The organism is Phytohabitans kaempferiae, from assembly GCF_042433955.1.
GTDB classification, from domain to species: Bacteria; Actinomycetota; Actinomycetes; order Mycobacteriales; family Micromonosporaceae; genus Phytohabitans; species Phytohabitans kaempferiae.
In genome coordinates this window covers 359,547-375,827 of sequence record NZ_JBHLUH010000004.1, presented here as the reverse complement: position 1 = coordinate 375,827, position 16,281 = coordinate 359,547, and the positions used below count along the sequence as shown (strand labels likewise).

General features: G+C 68.0%; 19 protein-coding genes and 2 pseudogenes. 8 read left to right on the top strand and 13 right to left on the bottom strand.

Annotation, left to right across the window (positions count from 1 at the left end):
- Window positions 1-261 precede the first annotated feature (261 nt).
- The 6 genes from ACFFIA_RS02970 to ACFFIA_RS02945 all read right to left on the bottom strand — a co-directional run bounded on the left by ACFFIA_RS02970 (window position 262) and on the right by ACFFIA_RS02945 (window position 4,610).
- Entirely contained in the window at window positions 262-1,509 is a 1,248-nt protein-coding gene (locus ACFFIA_RS02970; RefSeq protein ID WP_377244826.1) for a hypothetical protein, read from the bottom strand.
- On the bottom strand, window positions 1,506-2,030 hold the full coding sequence (locus ACFFIA_RS02965) for a SigE family RNA polymerase sigma factor (RefSeq protein ID WP_377244823.1): 525 nt from the start codon (window positions 2,028-2,030) through the stop codon (window positions 1,506-1,508). The genes ACFFIA_RS02970 and ACFFIA_RS02965 overlap by 4 nt, the downstream gene beginning before the upstream one ends.
- Window positions 2,031-2,421: 391 nt before the next feature.
- Window positions 2,422-2,724 (bottom strand): hypothetical protein, encoded by a 303-nt coding sequence (locus tag ACFFIA_RS02960; RefSeq protein ID WP_377244820.1) that lies wholly within the window; start codon window positions 2,722-2,724, stop codon window positions 2,422-2,424.
- A 563-nt stretch (window positions 2,725-3,287) separates the two neighbouring features.
- Window positions 3,288-3,593 carry a Hachiman antiphage defense system protein HamA gene (locus tag ACFFIA_RS42570; protein WP_512700714.1) on the bottom strand — a complete coding sequence of 102 codons (306 nt, stop codon included), beginning with the start codon at window positions 3,591-3,593 and terminating at the stop codon, window positions 3,288-3,290.
- Window positions 3,594-3,880: 287 nt separating this feature from the next.
- Window positions 3,881-4,189 (bottom strand): ArsR/SmtB family transcription factor, encoded by a 309-nt coding sequence (locus tag ACFFIA_RS02950; protein WP_377244817.1) that lies wholly within the window; start codon window positions 4,187-4,189, stop codon window positions 3,881-3,883.
- Window positions 4,179-4,610, bottom strand: coding sequence for an SRPBCC domain-containing protein (locus ACFFIA_RS02945; protein ID WP_377244814.1), 432 nt, complete (start codon window positions 4,608-4,610; stop codon window positions 4,179-4,181). Before ACFFIA_RS02945 ends, ACFFIA_RS02950 begins: the two co-directional genes overlap by 11 nt.
- A 235-nt stretch (window positions 4,611-4,845) precedes the next feature.
- Here ACFFIA_RS02945 and ACFFIA_RS02940 point away from each other — a divergent pair, with 235 nt between their 5' ends.
- The 5 genes and pseudogenes from ACFFIA_RS02940 to ACFFIA_RS02920 all read left to right on the top strand — a co-directional run.
- Window positions 4,846-5,049, top strand: a complete 204-nt coding sequence (locus ACFFIA_RS02940; RefSeq protein WP_377244811.1) for a hypothetical protein — start codon at window positions 4,846-4,848, stop codon at window positions 5,047-5,049.
- A gap of 73 nt (window positions 5,050-5,122) precedes the next feature.
- Window positions 5,123-5,899, top strand: coding sequence for a DUF899 domain-containing protein (locus tag ACFFIA_RS02935; protein WP_377244808.1), 777 nt, complete (start codon window positions 5,123-5,125; stop codon window positions 5,897-5,899).
- A gap of 131 nt (window positions 5,900-6,030) precedes the next feature.
- The gene (locus ACFFIA_RS02930; protein ID WP_377244805.1) at window positions 6,031-6,204 is read left to right on the top strand and encodes a hypothetical protein; all 174 of its coding nucleotides are present in this window, start codon (window positions 6,031-6,033) and stop codon (window positions 6,202-6,204) included.
- Window positions 6,205-6,914: 710 nt separating this feature from the next.
- Window positions 6,915-7,238 carry a hypothetical protein gene (locus ACFFIA_RS02925; protein ID WP_377244802.1) on the top strand — a complete coding sequence of 108 codons (324 nt, stop codon included), beginning with the start codon at window positions 6,915-6,917 and terminating at the stop codon, window positions 7,236-7,238.
- Window positions 7,239-7,619: 381 nt separating this feature from the next.
- Window positions 7,620-7,760: pseudogene (locus ACFFIA_RS02920) on the top strand (IS5 family transposase); the annotation flags it as partial.
- A 57-nt stretch (window positions 7,761-7,817) separates the two neighbouring features.
- Here ACFFIA_RS02920 and ACFFIA_RS02915 read toward each other — a convergent pair.
- The 3 genes and pseudogenes from ACFFIA_RS02915 to ACFFIA_RS02905 all read right to left on the bottom strand — a co-directional run.
- Window positions 7,818-8,068, bottom strand: a pseudogene (locus ACFFIA_RS02915) (IS1634 family transposase); the annotation flags it as partial.
- Window positions 8,069-8,128: 60 nt separating this feature from the next.
- Window positions 8,129-8,584 (bottom strand): hypothetical protein, encoded by a 456-nt coding sequence (locus tag ACFFIA_RS02910; RefSeq protein WP_377244799.1) that lies wholly within the window; start codon window positions 8,582-8,584, stop codon window positions 8,129-8,131.
- Window positions 8,585-8,631: 47 nt separating this feature from the next.
- Window positions 8,632-9,339: a hypothetical protein gene (locus tag ACFFIA_RS02905; protein ID WP_377244797.1), complete on the bottom strand. Its 708-nt coding sequence runs from the start codon at window positions 9,337-9,339 to the stop codon at window positions 8,632-8,634.
- Window positions 9,340-10,075: 736 nt separating this feature from the next.
- On the opposite strand from ACFFIA_RS02905, the gene ACFFIA_RS02900 reads away from it, so the two are divergent.
- Entirely contained in the window at window positions 10,076-10,732 is a 657-nt protein-coding gene (locus ACFFIA_RS02900) for a C39 family peptidase (RefSeq protein ID WP_377244794.1), read from the top strand.
- 190 nt (window positions 10,733-10,922) lie between these two features.
- On the top strand, window positions 10,923-11,138 hold the full coding sequence (locus ACFFIA_RS02895) for a hypothetical protein (RefSeq protein ID WP_377244791.1): 216 nt from the start codon (window positions 10,923-10,925) through the stop codon (window positions 11,136-11,138).
- Here ACFFIA_RS02895 and ACFFIA_RS02890 read toward each other — a convergent pair.
- The 3 genes from ACFFIA_RS02890 to ACFFIA_RS02880 all read right to left on the bottom strand — a co-directional run bounded on the left by ACFFIA_RS02890 (window position 11,118) and on the right by ACFFIA_RS02880 (window position 12,902).
- Window positions 11,118-11,282, bottom strand: coding sequence for a hypothetical protein (locus ACFFIA_RS02890; protein ID WP_377244788.1), 165 nt, complete (start codon window positions 11,280-11,282; stop codon window positions 11,118-11,120). The two genes, ACFFIA_RS02895 and ACFFIA_RS02890, sit on opposite strands and share 21 nt — an antisense overlap.
- A 767-nt stretch (window positions 11,283-12,049) precedes the next feature.
- A complete protein-coding gene (locus ACFFIA_RS02885; RefSeq protein ID WP_377244785.1) occupies window positions 12,050-12,502 on the bottom strand; it encodes an ester cyclase in 453 nt (150 codons plus the stop codon).
- 25 nt (window positions 12,503-12,527) lie between these two features.
- A complete protein-coding gene (locus ACFFIA_RS02880; protein ID WP_377244782.1) occupies window positions 12,528-12,902 on the bottom strand; it encodes a DoxX family protein in 375 nt (124 codons plus the stop codon).
- A gap of 152 nt (window positions 12,903-13,054) precedes the next feature.
- Between ACFFIA_RS02880 and sigJ the strand changes: the two genes are divergently transcribed.
- Window positions 13,055-14,053, top strand: a complete 999-nt coding sequence (sigJ, locus tag ACFFIA_RS02875) for an RNA polymerase sigma factor SigJ (protein WP_377244779.1) — start codon at window positions 13,055-13,057, stop codon at window positions 14,051-14,053.
- 662 nt (window positions 14,054-14,715) lie between these two features.
- Here sigJ and ACFFIA_RS02870 read toward each other — a convergent pair.
- The gene (locus ACFFIA_RS02870; RefSeq protein ID WP_377244776.1) at window positions 14,716-15,618 is read right to left on the bottom strand and encodes a GNAT family N-acetyltransferase; all 903 of its coding nucleotides are present in this window, start codon (window positions 15,616-15,618) and stop codon (window positions 14,716-14,718) included.
- Window positions 15,619-16,281 lie beyond the last annotated feature (663 nt).

Below are 16,281 nucleotides of genomic sequence, written 5' to 3'. Positions count from 1 at the left end.
CCTGTCCAGCAAGACCATCGCCAACAACATCTCCGCGATACTGACCAAGCTGCACGTCAGCCAGGGCAGCCAGGCCGTCGTCCAGGCCCGCGACGCGGGGCCTCGGCCGCCCACGCCAAACAACTCCTACCCGAAGCGGTGACACACAAAGAATCCGTTTCGCATCCGCCCCTGCAGGCCGTGCATTCGCAGCAGGGTCAGCGTCACCCACAGAACAGTCGTCTGCCTTCGCGACGCCGTCCTGGTGGCCCGCTCGTGCGGTTACAGCGGGACGGTGTGGGCGGGGCCGGTGTTGGGCGTGACGCGGACCTCGGTGGCGGTGGTAGGCAGGAGGGTGGCGTTTGGCCCGGCGTCGTGCCAGCGTCCGCCGCCGGCGCGGTGTTGCAGCGTGGTGCGGGGCGCGGCGACCAGCGTGCCCTGCCCGTCGGGGAGTCGTAGCCGCACTGGCAGGATTGCCTTCCAGTCCACGAAGCCGCTGGCCACCGCCTGGTATTCGGCCTCGCCGCGGGCCAGCATGGCCACGACGCGGGTGGGGTCGTCGTCGAACTGGATCGTGTCGACCAGCAGCCGGCGGCCGTCCGGGGTGAGGCCGCGGATGGTCAGCCGCGGCAGTCGCGGGTTTTGCGTGTGTGTGCCGTCGAAGTCCTGGTAGGGCTTGAGTGCCGATGATGTCTCGTCCCTGCCTAGGGGGAGGGGCGCGCCGGGCAGGGTGTACTCGAACCGTTCCGGCACGGGCACCTGCTTCTGCTCCGGGTTGAGCACGGTCGAGGCGTTGCTGATGAACACCTGGCCTGGCTGGCCGTCCGAGCGCCGGAGCGCCACGGTGATTTTTCTGACCTGTCGGTCTACGTGCCGCCAGCCGGCACCGTCGCCGAACGCGAAGGGCTGGTACTGCCGCACGATCTTGCCGTCCGGGGCGTATCGCAGCTCGGTCGAAAGCTGCACCGGCCATCCGAAGTCGAGTACGAGCAGCACGTCGCGTTCTGGACCGAGCAGGATCGCCTGCGCGATGTCCTGCATCCGTGTCGGCTCGTTGACCGGCGAAACACTCGACACTCGCGGACCGTCCGGCGTCGGCTCGATCCATCCGACCGCCGCCCCGGTGCCGCCGCGTTGCGCGATGAACGCCGCGGGGCCGGCCGGGGTGCTGCCCGCCCACAGTACGTGTGGCGTGCCCCGCATGTCGGGCAGCGGGTCCTGCAAGCCGAACCACTGTTGTCGCACCTGGCGCAGGTAGTCCTTGTCGCCGGCCAGGTCACCGCGGGTCGGCTCGGCGAACAGGGGGGAGCTCGGGTCGAGTGGCTGTTCGCCTTCGGTGCCGACAAATCTGAGCAGGCCCCCTGTAGATGCCGCGGCGGTGACGGCCAGGCCGGCGGTGAGCAGTGCGCGGCGGCGCACGACCCGGCGCCGCCCGCCCTGCCGGATGTCGTCGAGGAGGCCGGGCGGGCCGGTCAGGTGGTCGGTGGCACGGTGCAGGAGGGTCCGAATGTCGTTGTCGCTCAGGGTCATCGCGTGCTCCGGTGTCCGTTGGGGTCGGGCAGGACGAGATCGGATCCGGACAGTGCCTGGCGTAGCTTGGCGAGCCCTCGGGCGGTGTGGCTGCGCACCGCGCCCTCGGAGCAGTCCAGGGCCGCCGCGGTCTCGGCGACCGAGAGGTCTTCGAGGAAACGCAGCGCCACCGCGGCCCGCTGGCGCAGCGGCACGGCGCGCAGCGCCGCAGCCACCGCCTCCCGCAGCGCCACGTCGCCGGCGTGGTCGGGCGCGGACAGGTCGAGGTCGCCCAGCTCCCGCTCGCGGCGCCGGCTGCGCAGCCGCCAACGGTTGGCCGCGCGGTTGACCAGCGCCTTGCGCACGTACGCGTCCGGCGTCGCGCGCACTCGGCGCCACCGCACGTAGACCTGCTCCAGCACCTCTTGGAGCAGGTCCTCCGCCGCGTGCCGGTCACCTGTCAGCAGGTATGCCACCCTCAGCAGCGACACCCACCTGGAGCGTACGAAGTCGTCGAATTCCGTGCCGGGCGCTTCGCCCATCCGTCCTCCCCGGTTCCGTCACACACCAAGACACCGGATGGCGCGATCCGGGTTACACGCTCAGTGAATCGGTGCTCGGGAAGCGGGGACGCAGGGGCCGCCGACGGAAAATCGGGGCGCCGTGGCGCTCATGGCAGACGACCCGTTCGGGCGAATCCGCAAAGTAACCGTCAACGACCCAGACTCTGAGTCTCGGTCCACGCCGACCTGTTTGATCCCACCGCGGCCCAACCGCTGCGCACGCGGAGCAGGACGCCTGGCGCGCAATCGGGTCGCGCACGGCGGGGCAGCGGTTGGCCCGGTCCACTGCCCGGCGCCGCACGCCCACGATCGGCCCTAACCTTGGCCGCGACCGGTTCGCCAAGTTCGCGGGGGATAGCGGCGGTTCGATTCACGCCACCGTCACGACGTTCTTTCGGGCGCGGCGCCGGGCCCGCCACGCGTGGACGGCGACCGTCAGACCGATGCCGACCAGGATGATTACCAGGTTCACCAGGCCGTATGCGTACAGGTCCGACTCGGAGAAGGCGACTGGAAAGCCGCTCGGGCTCGGTCCGAAGGCGCCGTTGTCGGTGGCGACGCCGAAGTCGCCCTCGCCGGCCATCCACGCGAGCATGACGGCGAGGCTCTGGAAGGTGAAGCCGATGGCTTCGATGGCGAGGAACCCCACCACGGCCAGCCCTCGCGATCTCACGAAAGCTCCGATGGCCAGGGACGCCCCGCAAGCCATGACAGGGGCAGCGGCGCATGCCGCCCGACAAGCTGCTGCGCCCGGGCGGCTGCCTGGTGCTGGTGGTTGGTGTCCCGGCCGGGTTGGCGGCCACGCCGGAGGACTTCGGTCCGCTGGTCGCCGCCGCCAGTGCGGGGCTGGGCTACCTGCAGCACATCGTCGCGGTCGCGGCCCGCGCCGACGGCGATCACTTCGAGATCGTCACGAGGCTCCCGTCCGCGCCGCATGACATGCTCGGCTGGGCAGCGGCATTAGCCGAACCCGACCGCCTTATCCTCGCCGCGGCTGCCCTACGCGCTGGCGCCGACCATCCCGGCAGCGCCACACTTCGAAGACTGCTCAACGCACCGAAACGCGCCTCGGCCGCGCGCGACCTCCGTCGGACGCTTCGCCGACTCCGCAACACCTGGCTGCTCGCCCCCGTAACCGACAATCCGCATATCACCAAAATGATCGCTGCGGAACTGACCGCCGCGCTCGGCAGTCTGGGCCGCTCGCCGGACAACCTTTGCGGCGACGGCATCTCCTCATTGCGGGGCCAGACCGTCACGGGCATCGGTGACCGTACGCTTGTCCAGTTTGATGCGGCTTTTCGCCTCGGCTTTGATGATCAATGCTTTGCCGTCGGCGTCGATCTTTGCCCCGAGCACATCGTCTCCCCGCATCGCCCACTCCTGATGGTCACGGTGGATGAGCCGACTCGGGCCGACCACCCACCGGCCTTCTTCGTGCAGGTATGCCGTCGCCAGAATCTCGCCCATGTCCCCGGAACGAGCGGCGGCTGTGATAGGCGGCAGGTTGCTGAGGAACTTGGCCACGGCGGTTTTGCCCATCCGCTGCGCAAGCCGCGCGAGTGCCGCGGATTCGGCGTACGCGGCGGCGAGCGTGGCCACGCCGGTGGCGTCGTCGAACGACTCGATCAGGCCGGCGTGGTGGCCACCCGTGGGTACCGGCACAGCGGCACCAGCACCTACCTCGACCGGGCACTGCCGCGCCCGTTGCGCGACGCGGCCTTCGACTGAGCGCCTGGTAGATACCGTTCGAGGGGCCTCATTCATTTCGCGGTGTCGGATGCCTCCGGGGTCGGCGGCCGGCGCCAGTTGCCGGTTGAGGTGGCCGGTCAACGCGTCGGGGGAGTTGTCCCAGTCGCGGGCCAGCGCGGCCAGGAACTGCTGGGCCTGCTGCATCGGCGCGGACTGCAGCCGGTACGCACCCGCCGACGCTCTCCCGGTTCGGCTGTGACCAGGCCGGCGTCGGCCAGGAGGGTGAGGTGTTTGGCGATCGCCTGCCGGGTGATCGGTAGATGGGCGGCCAGGTCCGTGGCGGTGGCCGGTCTTGCTGAGGCGAGCGCGGCCAGGATACTGCGCCGGGTCGGGTCGGCTAGGGCGACGATGACCTGTTCGGCGACCGCTTCGTTGTCAGGCGGCATCAAGGCGCTCGACGAGTTCCCCGAGTTCGCTGGCCCAGCCCTGGGTGTGGGCGTCGTATGCCTTGCGATAGGTATCCGGCGGCAGTTGGGCGAAGCCGGTCTCGACCACCCGTAGCCGCGTGCCCGAGCCGACCGGTTCGAGGGTGAACTCCACATAGGTTCGGCGGGCGTCGTCTTCGGGCAGCCCGTCTATCTGCCAGGTGAACCCGAATATGGTCCGCTCCTCGACGCGTTCCACCCGCATGTCCTTGGTGGACCCGTCGGACCAGGTCATCCGGGCCGTCCCGCCGGGGCGCAGGTCGATGGTCGCCTCTTGGTCGAACCAGGCGGCCAGCCCTTCGGCCGTGGTGAGCGCCGACCACACTGTGGCCGGTGGGTGAGCGAGTTGGACGGTCCGCTCGATGCGATCAGGAAAGCCCACAGAGCCTCCAACCGTTAGCAACCGATAGATTGCTATCTCTATCACCTCTGCCTTGCGCGGCCCGCGGTCGCCTGCTCGAGGCTACTCAGACGCGCGTCGCCGTGCGATGCGCACCAGAGACGAGGTGTTGACGCAACCGACTGATTGCTATACCTTGGATGGCAACCAGTTGATTGCTATAACGAGTCAGAGCCCGTAGCCGGGCCTCGGCCGGCATTCACGCAGGGAGCGCCCGATGTTGCTACCTACCTCGATGATCATGGCCGAGACGGCGACGAGGCAGCACGTGCTGTCCGCCCGCCCGAAAGCGCCCACGATCTCCGCGCATGCGCCCCGGCGCCGTCGCAGCACGACTCGCCGGCTGACGGCGGGGGTCCTGCGCCGGCTCGCCGACCGCATCGAACCGCGCCGCGTCTACAACTCCGCGCCAGTGTCGTAGCTGCCCGCTACGAGGCTCGTAGCCGTTGGTGATGGACGGTGCGACAGGAACAGACAAATAGGGAGCGATCAAAATGACGACGATCAGAAATCTGCCCCGGGTGGTGTCCCGCGAGCAGTGGCTGGCCGCCCGAAAGGAGCTGCTGGCCAAGGAGAAGGAGCTTACCCACGCCCGGGACCGGGTCAACGCCGAGCGGCGGCGGCTGCCGATGGTCCGCGTCGACAAGCCGTATGCCTTCGAGGGCCCGGGCGGCACGGTGAGCCTGCTCGAGCTGTTCGACGGCCGGCCACAGCTGGTCATGCACCATTTCATGTTCGACCCGGAGCGGGAGGCCGCCTGCTCGAGCTGCTCGTCGGCTGCCGACATGATCGGCAACCCGCGGCAGCTGCACGCCCGTAACACCACGCTGGTGGCCGTGTCGCGGGCGCCGTACGCCAAGCTCGCCGCGTACCGCGAGCGGATGGGCTGGACGTTCCCCTGGTACTCCTCGTACGGCAGCGACTTCAACCACGACTTCCACGCCACCATCGACGACCGGGTCGCCCCGGTGCTGTTCCCCCTCAGCACCGAGGCGGAGCTCGCCGCGGCCGCTGCCGCGGGCTCGGGGACCGCGGCGGACCTGCGCGGCGAGTGGCCGGGCATCAGCGCGTTCCTGCGGGTCGGCGACGAGGTCTTCCACACCTACTCCACGTTCGGTCGCGGCATCGAACAGTTCCACTACGGCATCCCCTACCTGGACCTCACCGCCCTGGGCCGCCAGGAGGAGTGGGAGGAGCCCAAGGGCCGCTCGGCCCCGCTCGGCCGGCAGGTCGGCGGCCCGGGGCTGCGCCTGCCCGATCAGTACGCCTGATCAGGCGTCCCGGTCGACGGCCTCAGGACCGGTTGTTCACCAGCTCTGACCCACCATGCCGGTCTGAGCACGCGTGCTCAGGCAAGCCGGTGCCGTCCGGGTCCACGATGATGGCATGCCAAGGAAAGCCGGTGCCGTGCTGGGCCAGCTGGGGCGCGGTCTGGGTGCTTGGTGCGCTCACGCTGCCGCTGTCGATGGGGCAGTTGGCGATCGCGCTGTTCGCCTACGGCTGGGTCGGCGCGGCGGCCGGGGTGCTGCTGATCAGCGCGGTTTCGTCGCCTGCCTGCGGAGCATCGTCTCGGTGACCGCCGGCGCCACCTGGCTGGGCACCGCCGGCATCGGCCGCGTGGTGTGGGCCGTGCTGGTGTACGGGTTCGGGGTCAGCGCTGTGGTGGCTCGGCTGGGCGGTCGCCGACGAAGCCGAACTCGGGGTCCAGCACCAGCCCGCGGCTCACCGTCGTGCTCAGTGGTATCCCGTTCCTGCTGGTGGCCGGGATGCTGTTGCGCGGGTGGTACCTCGGCCTGCCGGCGGTGCTGGCCCTGGCCGGGTTCGCCGCCTTCGGCGCCGTGGCGTTGCGCGACTCCGGATCAGACGAGGTGAGCCTTCGCTTGCGGCACGTCGAACTCGACCGTGCCACGGCCCTGGTCGCCGCGTACGGCGGGCGGGCATCGGCACCGGCACGTTTCTGCCCGACGATCCGGCGCCGATCCCGGCGGAGCGGTTCGTCTGCATCGTCGCCTACACGACCCTGGTGCCGCTGGCGGGCGTGTGCGGGCAGACCGCGCTGGACTCGCTGCTGTACCCCAGCCCCCGAATGCTCCGCCGAGCCAAACGGCCTCGTCTACCGGCGCGGCGCCGCGCACCACGGATACCAGGTGCGGCGGGGACAGGTGACGGTAGGGGTCGCCCGGCACGCTCGCCGTCGACCGGCGGCTGCTTCGCGACGCCGCCGCGACGGTACGGCTCGCGAAGCCGTCCGAACGCCCGCCCGCCGCCGTCGGCGACCAGGTTTTCTTGGCCGACCTGCACGGCTACACCGGCCAGCCGACCGGCAGCCCCGCCGGCATGCTGTACCAGCCGGCCGACCATACCGGCACGTCCCGCGGCGTCGCCATCGATGTGCGGGCCGACCGGATCTCGGTCGAGACCCTCTGCCTCGACGCCGAGTGCGTCACCGAGGGCGACCTCACCTACGTCCGCCGCGCAGACGAGCACGGATACTTGCGGCGCGGCGCCGCGCCGACGTCAACGTCCTGGTCACCGGCGGCGTATCGGTCGACCGCGCCCTGCTGCGCCAGACGATCCCGGCCGTCCGCCCCGCCACCGACGCGGAACTGATGCGGGCACTGCCGCGCCCGCCGGCCCGAACTCGCCTCGACGGGCTACGCCTCTGGCTACGCGACCACACCTGACCCGAGGAGTTCCGGGGAGCTCGATGGTAGCTGCGGCGAATCCCTTTACCGAGGCTCCGGGGCCCGCCGCGAAGGCGGTCGTGCTCAGCCAGCAGATCCAACGGACTCACAGCCGCTCGCTTGACAAGTGCAGAGAAACTTCGAACGCCGCAAGGTCGCCCTCGGCACTTGCGGACGCTCCTACGCCACCCCTTGCATTCGCGAACACTCATGTCTGCGTTGCCCACTCCTGCGGCCTGACCCCGCCAGCCGCCACCGGCTCGAGGAGATCCGCGACAACCTCCTGGCCCATCCCATGCAGAGAAAAGACCTCGACCGGCTACGCCACGCCGTCGAGAATGGCATCAACCGCCTCAAACGCCACCGCGGCGTCGCCACCCGCTACGACAAGCTCGCGGTCCGCTTCCAAGCCGTCCTAACCATCACCATCATCACCGAGTGGCTCTAACCAACTTATGAAACACGCCTGATCAGCCGCGGTTGAGGGCGACGTGGTCGTGTTTACGGTGGCCGGCCACGGCTGGACAAACACGTGCCCGTCGGGGATCTCGGTATCGGGGTGAGCTTGGCGTCACGCGGTGACGGCGTAGGGGACGTCTGGGATGCGGCGCCGAGGATGAACGACAGCCCTGCGGCTTCGATCGCGCGTTTGTTGGCCTCGGACACCATCCCGGCGTCGGCCACGACCGTGACATCGGTCAGCCGATTGCCCTCGAACGCGTGCACGCGCCAAGCTCCGCCCGTTGCCACGCTCAGACTCCGCGCGGTCGAAGGTGCGGTGAAGAGCTCTCCATGGGAAAGCCCTTCACCGCACTGTCACAACTGCGGGCTGCGAACCAGCGTGCACCACCATGCCGGCGCCCATGTTCCAATGCACATGGTCAAGCACCACTCACGGATCTCACCGTCTTCGGTGACCAACAACAGGTGCGACGCTCTGGTTCTCGGGTCGGACCAACCATCGACGACGCCGTCCAAAAGGTCCGCCATGGTCGTGTTGTGGAGCTCCGCACCTCCGTGCATCACCCCGAGCACCCTGAGGCCGTCTACATCCCGGCCTTCGATCAGAGCCGCTGCCTGATCGGCGGTAAGGCCCATGCCGCCGTCATCAATAGCGATGACCTTGTGAAGGACGCCAAGCGGCTTGCCTGTCTGGCTCTCGATCTGTTGAACGATCTCCCCGGGCGCACCCGGCCGATCGGTAACCCTGACGTTGCCGGAGACTTCAACCGCGTCGGCCGGAACACTTGACAGTGATAACACCGCGAACATCGCTGTAACAGCGACCGCGACGTGAGCGACTAACCTACGCGGATTCATCAGAACTGGCACCGGATCTCAAATCCCCGGGGGGTAACATTGAGGGTGCAAGAATCGTAGATCTTCTCGGCTGCCCAGACCACGGCCGCAGCAGCAAGCTTGATGATCTTACTCCAGAAGTAGAGCACATAGTCGCCTCCCGGATCACCGCCGACCTGGCCGATGATGTCGGCCTGAGTTTGACCTGCAGCGGGCAGGTTGACCTGCCCTACGACACGCACACCGGTGGTGTCATTACCCGCGAGAAGTGCCTGAAGTTCTGCCTCGGTACGCTCGCGGCCATCATCGACGGCCACAATCGCACCTTCGATCGTCGCTGTCGCGTCGCCGGTGACCGCGCGCAGTAGACCGGTCCGCTCAGCGATCGTGAGGTCATGACTGGACCCAAGGCTGACCATCTTCCGGACCGAAACCGTGCCGTCGACGTGCTTCACAACCTCGTCGGCCTTGAACGCGGAGCGCCGGTCGACGAGTTCCGACAACAGCTCCCACTTTCCGTTCGTACAACGGAACTGACCCAGCACCGAGCCGTGGCGCTCGGTGGAGCTGTCGGCAACACCACCACGCTCATCAAGATGCCGCACGACGCAGTCCGTAAGCAGAAGACTCGACGTGTCAACGTTGGCGATCGCGGCGGTTCCCGTAGTGACGGCCATCACCGTCGCGCTGGCTGCTCCGACAACCGCCAGGTACATCATGCGCCTCACGGAGGCTCCAATCGTTGAGAGGATTGACGAATGGAGCGTTACAGAGCGCGCTGAAACGGCGCTGAAAAACGTTGGCAAACCTCCGCCAAGCGCCGTGTCCACCTCGACCAGATCACCGCACCAAGAATGAGCCTTTCCAACCTGTTGATGCTGGTCAGGGCATCGTTGGAGGCGGATGACGGCTGGGAGAGGCTCCGCGGTAAGACAGCAATCGACCAAGAACGTTGCCCCAGCCAGGGAGCCTCTCGATGCTGTCCTATCCGTCCGCGATCACGCTGTCCAGCCGGACGCTGAACTGGCTCGCCCAACGCGCCGCCGAGCACACCTCGGCGCGGACGCGGGCCACAGTTGTGTGCAAGCTGATCGGTCCGTGTTCGCCTTTGAGCGAGGTTTGTTTCCGGCAGCCGGTATCGGGTGTGATGTCCGGTTCGTGGCGGGTGTCTCGTGGGCGGGGCCACGCCGCCGCCGGAATCATGCCAAGGCCGGGGTCGTTACATATGGCAGACCGCAGCGTGCTCTCCGCACCTGGCCGGTCGCCCGGCCTGCCACCACGCAGGCTCCCGCCCGGCGGGAATCAACCGCCGCCGCGAATGGTTACACCCTCCCTGGATGCCTGAGCAGGCCCCAGGCCGCCGGCGATCCTCCTAAGACACTTCCCCCCCTTTTTCCGCATGGCATCCGCGTCCCCCGGCGTGTGCGTGCCGTGTATCCCCCCAACGGAAGGCGTGAGTTCATCATGCGTACCGATATCCTGCGCAAGATCGCCCTGACCGTTACCGGTGTCGCCGCCACCGCCGGTGGCATCGCTGGCCCCGCCGTCGCCGCCCACGCCGCCCCGGCCGCCCCGGTCGCGCAGGCGCAGACCGACCGTAAGCCGGCCGGTGAGCGGGAACTGAACGTGCGCTACGAGGCCCAGCCGAACTTCTACTACTGCGGCCCCGCTGCCACCCGCAACGCCCTGTCCGTGCAGGGCAAGAACATCGACGTCAACGCCATGGCCAAGGAAATGGGCACCACCGAGGCCGGCACCAACAGCATCAACGACATCACCCCGGTCCTGAACAAGGAAACCGGCAAGAACGACGCCTACAAGTCGGTAGAGATCCGCGAGAACAACGCCAACGACAAGCAGACCGACAAGCTACGCACCGACATCGTCCGCACCATCGACGAAAGCCGCGCCGTCGTCGCCAACATCGCTGGCACCACCACCGACACCGACGGCGTCATCCACTCCTACGAAGGCGGCCACTACATCAGCGTCGTCGGCTACCACGACGGCGGCAAGACCGTCACCATCGCCGACTCCGCGAACCCGGACCAGGCCTCCTACCGCATCAGCGTGGACAACCTCGCCGACTGGATCGCCACCCGCGGCTACTCCACCTCCTGACGATCGATCCGCACCAACGACAAAGGGCCGGCCCCCACAAAGGGCCGGCCCTTTCGTCATACCCGGACTGGCCGTCCCGCGCGCGATACTGCCGGGTCTTGTGCCCGTACCGTGTGCACCACGGGCAGGCGACCAGCTTTGGCTCCGCCGATCGTCCATGCACGACCCCGACCAAGGTGAGCCCGGCAACGTGTCCTTCGAGCCCGCCCACAGCGTGGCGGAGGCGGGCCTGCGCGCGTGGGCGCTGTCCGACGACGAGTTGGCCTTGCGGTTCACCGCGGCTGCCGCCAGCGACCTGGAGATTCCTGACGTCGACGGTTGGCTGCGGTTCCGGCTCCCGGAGAAACCAGCGGCGCGGCGTAAGCTGCGGGCCGGACTGGAGACGCTACTCCAGCCGCCCATCTGACGGTACGGCCGCCACACACCGATGGCGCGCGTCAGTGATCTGGGCCTGACCGGTCGACGTATCCACGCGCACCGTGGTGAACGCGTTGTCAGCGCCGCCCGCCGCGGCGTTGTCCGCCGCGATCGTGATGACGAACCTACTCATCAAAGCCTCCTCATTGGACGACACTGCTGACCCGCACGGCCGCGGCGACTGACGTGACCGCGCGCCACGCCAAGGTTGGGAAGAGCCCGCCCATTCGATCGATAATCAAGAGACTACATTTTCACGATGTGCAGCGAAGGGCCGGCCGAGGTGCGTGGCTCGGCCACATCGGACATCGCAATCTGAAGCCCAAGGGGTCCGATCCTTGGGCGTTGCAGAAACGCCCAACCCGACCGGATCCCTGTGGGGACTGCCACTGAATCAGATCCAGTCGGAGCCGATCTGGCCGGTCATCGCGGCGTCCCTCCATCCTTTCGAGACCGCAGCCCGCGAGCCGACCGCCGTGTACGGCTTCCAGTGGCCGGTCGGCGCCATCTACCGTCCGCCGATTCATCGCAACGTGAGGCCCATCCAGTATGCCTGGATGGGCCTCTTTTCGTTTCATAGATCGCGGACCTGCCTGGTCCATTGCAATGAAGAACGGCACTCAATCGCGCGACCGTGTGCGGTGCGGGAGCTTGCGCGAGGAGACCGGATGGAGGTGGCGGACCTCACCTTCGCCGGTGTGGCTGAGTTCGACCCTGTACGGCCGGTGCGTTGCGAGCTCCTCGCGGTGTACCAGGTCTCGCTTGATGCCCGGCCGCGGCTGAACGGTAACGACGAGGCATTGAGGCTTCGATGGTGGTGGCTCTTGGAACCGGTGGAGGTGCTGAGTGCGCCTGGCGAACGTTGTGCCGCCCAAGCCGTTGGGCGGCACGAGACGTCCCTCAGCTACTGGTTTGGGTGGGAGCCGGGATGGCGCCGAGCTGCCGCAGTTGGGCGAGCATGTCGACGACGCCCCAGCTCTCGACGATCCGGCCGCTGGCGAAGCGGAGGATGAAGATCTCGTCGTACCTGACCGACTTGCCGGTCGCCGGCAGGCCGTTGTAGTCACCACGGTGGGTTCCGGTGACGGTGTTCCGAAGGACGACCTTGTCGCCTGCGGTGATCACGTCTTCGATCGTGACTCGGATGTCGGGAAACGCGCGAAGTAGCGTCGCCCATACCCGTTTCACCGCCTCCGGCCCGGTCCGGTCACTCGGTACCGGCGCGTGGAACACGGCGTCCGGCTCGAAGATCTCGTCGATTGTTGTCTCGATGAGCGCCAGGTCGCCGCTGTTGGTGGCGTGGTGGAACCGCTCGAACGTCGCTTTGATGGTGGCTTGGTGGTCAGTGGGCATGGTGCGTCTCCTCATGTGGTGGGGATCAGAAGGCGTACGGGCCGAAGCGGAGTACAGCGAGCGCGGCGGTGAGCACGGCGAGCACGACGGGGCCCGTGGCGTACGTGGGCTCCCCGCGACGAAGGTGCACGACCACGGCGCCGGCCATCAGGAGCGCAAGCCCCGCCGCGGCCACCGGGCTCAGCACATCCAGGACACCGAGCGCGGGCGGGACGATCAGCCCGGTGGCGCCCAGAACCTCCGCTACCCCGATGAGTTTGACCTGGCCGCGCGAGAAGTCCTCGGCCCACCGGTACCCGCTGGTGATGACCTTCTCGCGCGGCCGAAGGAGCTTGGTCGCGCCGGAGGCGAGGAACGCGAGCGCGAGCACGGACGCCGCGATCCAGAGGACGATGTTCACGATGGTCGCCTTCTTGTCGGGATTCTCCCTGAGTCATCAGTTACGACGACGCGGCGGCCCGAAGTGTCAGGCGAGGCCGGTCGCATCACAGATCGCCGCCGTGATTCGTCGTAGCGGTAGAGACGCGTAATCGCGGGGAGGCTGGCGGGACGATGACCACAGACGACGAGCCGCGATCGGGCCGGCATGACGACCCAGGCCTGAGCGCGGTCATGGGTGAGCGGCGCCACCTCATGAACCTTGCCTACCGGCTCCTGGGCTCCCTCGCCGAGGCTGAGGACGCCGTGCAGGAGACCTACGCCCGCTGGTACGCCATGTCCGACCGGCAGCGGGACGCCGTCCGGTCTCCGGCCGCGTGGCTGACCACTGTCGCCGGCCGCATCTGCCTCGACCTGCTCGGCTCCGCGCGGGTGCGCCGGGAACGGCACGTCGGAGCGTGGATCCCCGAGCCGCTACCCGACGGGACCGAGTGGGTCGCCGGGGCGGACGGCACGCGGGGCGATCCCGCCGACCGGATCGCCCTCGACGAGTCGGTCACCATGGCGTTCCTCGTCACACTCGAGTCCATGTCTCCGGCCGAACGCGTCGCGCTGATCCTCCACGACGTCTTCGGCTACGCGTTTCCCGAGGTGGCGCGGATCGTCGGCCGGACGCCAGCGGCCTGCCGCCAGCTGGCCTCCGCTGCCCGTCGCCGCGTGCGCACGTTCGAGCCATCGCGGGCATCGACAACTCGGCCTGCGCGCACGGTTCGCGCGTTCAAGCAGGCGTGGGAAGCCAAGGACATCGACGCGCTTGTCGGGCTCCTCGATCCTGACGCCACGGCGATCGCGGACAGCGGCGGTCTCAGCCTCGCTGCGCCCGGCCCGATCGAGGGTGCCGACCGCGTCGCACGCCACTACGCTGCGATCGCCGACAACATGCCCGGCAACGTGACCGTTCTCGAGTGCGTGGTGAACGGCCAGCCCGGCCTGGCGGTGCGGCAGGAGGGCGTGACCGTGACAGTCCTCGCGTTCGACATCGCGGGGGACCGGGTCAAGCACATCTGGACGGTCCTCAACCCGGACAAACTCCGGCGCTGGACCGACCGGAACCCGTTACCGCGCCGGCCACCGTCGACAGGTAGGACCACGCCGTGTACGCACCCGGAATAGGTGCACTCCACCAGCACGGCCAGAGAACCGGGCTGACGGGCAGCCGTACCGCCCCGTCCAACCGCTGGTCGAGTCCTCGGCACCGTAGGGCGCCGTCACGGTTCATCGCGTATCGCGAGCGGCACGTCGTAGACGGACATGTCGAGCCGGGGCCGGGCGGCGTGTACCCGATGCCGCGAGCGGCCGTGCTCGTACGCCCCCGTTGACGCCGATCTCCATCACGACGGTGGGTTCGAACTGGACGTACGGCAGCGGCTCGGGTCGGTCGAACTGGCCTGACCACGACGCTGGCAGCGGCTGCGGCCACGGTGGTCGATCCTGCCGCGGCGTCGCTGTGGGGAGCGGGTGAGCAGCGGCGCCAGCTCCCGCCGCCGCACCACCACAAGGTTGTGGGTCCGGCCGACGTACCTTTCCGAATCACGAAGTTCGTCTATGTCTAGTTCGTCCACTCTGATGGGTGGTAGCGGTAGGTAAGCGGTCGTAGTCAGGAGTAGCTAAGCGGTAGTACCGGGATATTCCGAACCTGGGAATAGGCCGACGTGTAGTGGGCCGCGTCGCGATGCGCTTGCTTCTTGACATCGAGTTGGGCGTGGAGGCGAGTTGGGCCTGCCCTCCACGCCGCTTCCGATATCCCGTCAGTGGTGGCCTGGTCGGTCTTCCTGTCAGATCAGGTCGATGCGTTCCTGGGCGATCGGATAGCCGGCCTTGGCGAAGGTGGCGGCCATCGGGAAGTTGGTCCGGTCGGTGGCGGCCACGATGCGGTCTGCGCCCTCGTCGGCGAGCATGCGTGTGGCTTCGACGAGTAGGTCGTAGGCGTATCCATGGCCGCGATGCTCGGGCGCGACTCCGATGTAGCCGATGACCGGGTCGCCGTAGTTGCGGCTGGGGACGCTGAGGCCAACCAGTTCCCCGGCAGGGGTGTAGGCAAGGCGCCACCACTCGCGTGGGCTCGGCTTCCAGTGTAGGTAGTCCAGTGCTTCTTGGGCGGCCGCGTCCAGCCCGGCCCTGGCGATGGTGCGGCGTGCGTGGGCGTCGAGACTGCCCTGGTGGATCCGGCGGAAGACGTCGAAGATCACGGCGTCATCGGGCTCGGGCCGAAATTCGAGGCGAGCCGGACGTTGGGGCACTCCGCAGTCCGGCGTCCATCGGTATCGATAACGCTCGACCAGCGGTGACAGACCAACGGTCATGGCCGCGTCGATGCGGGACAGGGCCTGCTGCCGGACCGCGGGATCCTCCCGCCACCCGGTGGGCAGCATCAAGGAGTACTCGGCGTGTAGCGGCGCCGTGCGCAGCAAATGCACTGCGGCGTCATGGTCCGTGAAGTCGAACCAGTCCAGGGCCAGCGGTTTGTCGTCTTTGGGACCGGCCCACCAGGCGGCACGAGCCACCACGACGCCGTCGCGCAGGGCAACCCAAGTCCACTCAGGACGGTACTGGCCGGCTGCGGCCATGTCGGCGTAGGTATCACCGAACGCGGCAAACCCGACGAGCCCGGGATCGGGCAGGGATTCGAAGAGATCTTCCTCGCCCGCGGTGAGGGGGCGGATGACCAGGCCGGTCATGTGGGTTCCTTCCGGGTAGCAATGTGCTCCCGTTCAGATCCTCGACGCCCTCGCAGCCGGGTGGGAGCACGTGACAGTCATCGTGGCCACGGTTCCCACCTCCTTTATGAAATCGAGGGCGCCAGCAAAGGTTAGCAGCATGATCGAATCGATCACAACGGCGCGTGGCGTCAGGATCCGCTCTACGCCTGTCGGGTGCCGCCGCTGATGGTGGGGATGCCCAGAGCGATTGGTCCGACTCGTGCGGCACGGTGATCCAGGGCGCTCAACACGAGCGGACCCGCCCTGTACGCCGCGACCATGCGCGGGGACCGGGACCTCAAACTCGCACGTTACGACGTGTTCCGCTTCGGCGCAGCAGACCTGGACGAGGAACGGACCGCCCGCGAGATGCTGCGGGGCTTTCGAGGACCTATTCCGCACCTACCACGTCGCCTGATGCAACGCTGGCATTGACAGACGCACCAACGCCGGCCGCGCCAGGCAGGTCGTGCTGAGGTGGGGAACGAGCGGGGTAAATTCTCGTTTTAACCTATAGGTTAATGTACATATTGTAGATCTTGTGAGCCCTCCATGTGCGAGCAGATGCGTTGGGCATCCTTGGTAACCGTTGGGGATGGATGGGAACGGGTCGATAGCCGGCCCGGCGGAGATCTCCGTGCG